3 protein-coding genes are annotated in these 3,763 nt (G+C 74.0%); 1 reads left to right on the top strand and 2 read right to left on the bottom strand.

Going from position 1 to position 3,763, the window contains the following annotated elements; all coding sequences use genetic code 11:
* Positions 1-2,253: AAA family ATPase (locus ABZ896_RS52250; RefSeq protein WP_360946447.1), on the top strand; the 2,253-nt coding region annotated here is incomplete at its 5' end.
* A gap of 60 nt (positions 2,254-2,313) precedes the next feature.
* On the opposite strand, the gene ABZ896_RS52245 is transcribed toward ABZ896_RS52250, so the two are convergent.
* Positions 2,314-3,264, bottom strand: coding sequence for a bifunctional riboflavin kinase/FAD synthetase (locus tag ABZ896_RS52245; RefSeq protein WP_360946444.1), 951 nt, complete (start codon positions 3,262-3,264; stop codon positions 2,314-2,316).
* Positions 3,265-3,403: 139 nt separating this feature from the next.
* Positions 3,404-3,763, bottom strand: a 360-nt coding sequence (locus ABZ896_RS52240) for a hypothetical protein (protein WP_360946441.1), incomplete at its 5' end; no start/stop codon positions are given.

Below are 3,763 nucleotides of genomic sequence, written 5' to 3'. Positions count from 1 at the left end.
GGCCGATCGCCGACACGCCCCCGGTCCGCGTCACCCCCGAACTCCTCGCGAGCCTGCCCGACCGGCGACGCCGAAGCCACCCCCGCCGCGCCCCAGGCCACCCCGCCCGCATCCCCCGACCCGGCCGCGCAGCCCGCCGTACCGGAGCACGAGACCGCACCCGCCCAGCAGCCCGCCCCGGACCACCAGAACCCGGCACCGGAGCCGCAGGCGCCCGCTCCCGACCAGCAGCCGGGCGCGCATGCAGCCCAGGCCCACGCCCCGGAGGACCAGGCAGCCGCGCCGGCACCGCAGGCCCCCGCCCCTGACCAGCAATCCGCCACCCCGGACCAGCACCCCGGCGCCCCGGCACCGCAGAACACCACCCCGGACCAGCAGCCCGCCGCACCGGAGTACCAACCCCAGCCCCCGGCTCCCGCGCCGCAGGCCACCGCCCAGGACCCCTCCGCCTTCCGCCCCCCGCCCGCGCCCCAGGGCGCCGTCCCCCCGCTGCCCCCGCAGTTCGCCGCAGGCGCACCGGCCTCCGCTCCGGCCTCCGCACCGGAGTGGACGACACAGCCCCCGGCGCACCCCTCGACGCAGCCGACCGCGACCCAACCACAGGCCCCTCAGGCCCCTCAGGCCCCGCAGTCCCCGCCCGGCTGGCCCGCCGACCCGCAGCAACCCACGCCCGCGCCCCCGGCCCCGCCGAGCGGCTACGGCTACCCCCAGCCGCCGGCACCCCAGCCCGAGCAGGGCGGTTACGGCTACCCGCATCCCCCCGCCCAGGGCGGTTACGGCTTCCCCCAGCCCCCCGCTCCCCCGGCCCAGCAGGGCGGTTACGGCTTCCCGCAGCCCCCGGCACCCCAGCAGCCCCAGAGCGGTTACGGCTTCCCGCAGCCGCCCGCTCCGGACCAGCAGGGCCAGCAGGCCCAGTACGGCCACCCGGGTCAGCCCGGCCAACCGCCGGCCCCGCAGCCGCCGTACGACCCGAACGCCGCGCACCCCGGCCAGCCCCCGCAGGGCGCCGTGGACCCGCGCACCGGTGCCGCCTGGCCGCAGGCCGTCCAGCACGACCAGCGTCCGCAGGTCGGCGGCGCGGGCGCGCCCCTCGGCTACAACGCGGCCGTCGAGCTGACCTCCGACCGCCTGGTCAACAGCAAGAAGCAGAAGGCGAAGAGCAGCCGACCCGCCCCCGGCGGCTCGAAGTTCAAGATCGGCGGCAAGAAGGAGGAGGCCGAGCGGCAGCGCAAGCTCGACCTGATCCGCACGCCGGTGCTCTCCTGCTACCGGATCGCGGTGATCAGCCTCAAGGGCGGCGTGGGCAAGACCACCACGACCACCGCCCTCGGCTCGACCCTCGCCACCGAGCGCCAGGACAAGATCCTCGCCATCGACGCCAACCCGGACGCCGGCACCCTCGGCCGCCGGGTGCGCCGCGAGACCGGGGCCACCATCCGCGACCTGGTCCAGGCGATCCCGTACCTCAACTCCTACATGGACATCCGGCGGTTCACCTCCCAGGCCCCCTCGGGTCTGGAGATCATCGCCAACGACGTCGACCCGGCCGTCTCCACGACGTTCAACGACGAGGACTACCGGCGCGCGATCGACGTCCTGGGCCGCCAGTACCCGATCATCCTCACCGACTCGGGCACCGGTCTGCTCTACAGCGCCATGCGCGGGGTGCTCGACCTCGCCGACCAGCTGATCATCATCTCGACCCCGTCGGTGGACGGCGCCTCCAGCGCCAGTACGACCCTGGACTGGCTCTCCGCCCACGGGTACGCGGCCCTGGTCTCCCGGTCCATCACGGTCATCTCCGGTGTCCGCGAGACCGGCAAGATGATCAAGGTCGAGGACATCGTCACGCACTTCGAGCAGCGCTGCCGGGGCGTCATCGTGGTGCCCTTCGACGAGCACCTCGCGGCCGGGGCCGAGGTCGACCTCGACATGATGCGGCCCAAGGTCCGCGAGGCGTACTTCGACCTCGCCACGATGGTGGCCGAGGACTTCGTCCGCGCCCAGCAGGAGCAGGGGCTGTGGACGGGCGGTGCGCAGCCGCCGACCATGGCGCCCCCGATGCCGGGCCAGCCGCAGCAGGCCCCGCCCGGACAGCCGCAGCCCCAGCAGCAGCCGCCCTTCCAGGGCTTCCCCGGTGCCCAGCCCGGCCAGCCCTGGCAGACGGGCCAGCCCGGGCAACCCGGTCAGCCGCAGCCCGGTTTCCCGCAGCCGCCGTACGACCCGAACGCGGGTCAGCCGCCGCAGCAGTAGGCGAGACGAAAGGAGGGCCGGCACCCCGAAGGTGCCGGCCCTCTCCCATGTCCGGGGACGTCAGCCCGCCGCGTCCTCGATCAGCTCCCGGCACCGCTGCACATCCACCGCCATCGCCTTCAGCAGCGCGTCCAGCGAGTCGAACTTCTGCTGCCCACGCACATAGGCGAGGAAGTCGACGGCGACATGCAGCCCGTACAGGTCGAGCCCGACGCGGTCGATGGCGTACGCCTCCACCGTGCGCTCGGTCCCGTCGAACTGCGGGTTGGTGCCGACGGAGATCGCGGCCGGCATCGCCTCGTCCTGCGCGTGCAGCCAGCCGGCGTAGACGCCGTCGGCGGGGATGGCGGTGTGCGGGAGGGTCTCGACGTTCGCCGTGGGGAAGCCCAGCTCCCGCCCCCGCTGCGCACCTCGTACGACCACGCCCTCCACCCGGTGCGGGCGGCCCAGGATCTCGGCGGCGCCCGCGAGGTCGCCCTCGGCGATCAGGCGGCGCGTCAGGGTCGACGAGAACGGCCGCCCGCCGCCCGCCTCCCCGGTCACGTACAGGTCGACGACCTCGACCTCGAAGTCGTACGTCTTGCCCTGCTCGGTGAGGAACTCGACGTTGCCCGCGGCCTTGTGGCCGAAGCGGAAGTTGGGGCCCTCGACGACCGCGCGCGCGTGCAGCTTGTCGACGAGGACCTTCACGACGAAGTCGGCGGGCGAGAGCTTGGAGAACTCCGTGGTGAACGGGAGGATCAGCACCGCGTCCACGCCCAGCTCGGCCATCAGCTCGGCGCGCCGGTGGTGCGGGGCGAGCAGCGGTGGGTGGCTGCCGGGGCGGACGACCTCGCTGGGATGCGGGTCGAAGGTGACGACGACGGAGGGCACGCCCAGCTCCCGGGCGCGGTCCACGGCATGCCGGATGATCAGCTGGTGTCCGCGGTGGACCCCGTCGTAGGAACCGATGGTGACGACGCTGCGCCCCCAGTCCTCGGGGATGTCCTCCAAGCCACGCCAGCGCTGCACTGTGACCGCTCCTCGCAAACCCGTGTCCGTCTTTGCCACATAGGCAACCTTGCGTCGACGCAAGGGTTGCGTCTAAGGGTGCCATGCCGGGCGCCCGGCACCTGCATCGGCATGGGCCTGTGATCCGACCCACACGAACTCAGGCGGGAACCCGTGCTCCGGCGAGGTTCTCGATCATCCGGCGGGTGCTGGGGCCGACGACCGCCGCCCAGTCCTGCGGAGTGTCGGTCAGCCAGCCGGCCACCAGCGCGGCGAAGCCGGGGACATGGCGGCCCAGGTCGACGAGGGCCCGGTCGAAGCGGGACGCGCCGTCGGGGGTACCGACGAGGAGCAGACCGGTGCGGTGGACGAGTTCCCGGACGTCACTGACGCCCTCGCCCGACCCGCCACGCTGAGCCGCCGCGGGCAACAGCGCGGCCAGGACGGCCGGTTCGCGTTCCCGGTCGAGGAGCGCGAAGAACGCCGCACCGGGCAACGTGGTCACCTGCTCGGTGCCGGC

Origin of the sequence: Streptomyces sp. NPDC047072 (assembly GCF_040643855.1) — a bacterium.
Lineage (GTDB): Bacteria > Actinomycetota > Actinomycetes > Streptomycetales > Streptomycetaceae > Streptomyces.
Note: the sequence above shows the minus strand (reverse complement) of the source record. Positions and strands in the feature narration are given on the sequence as shown.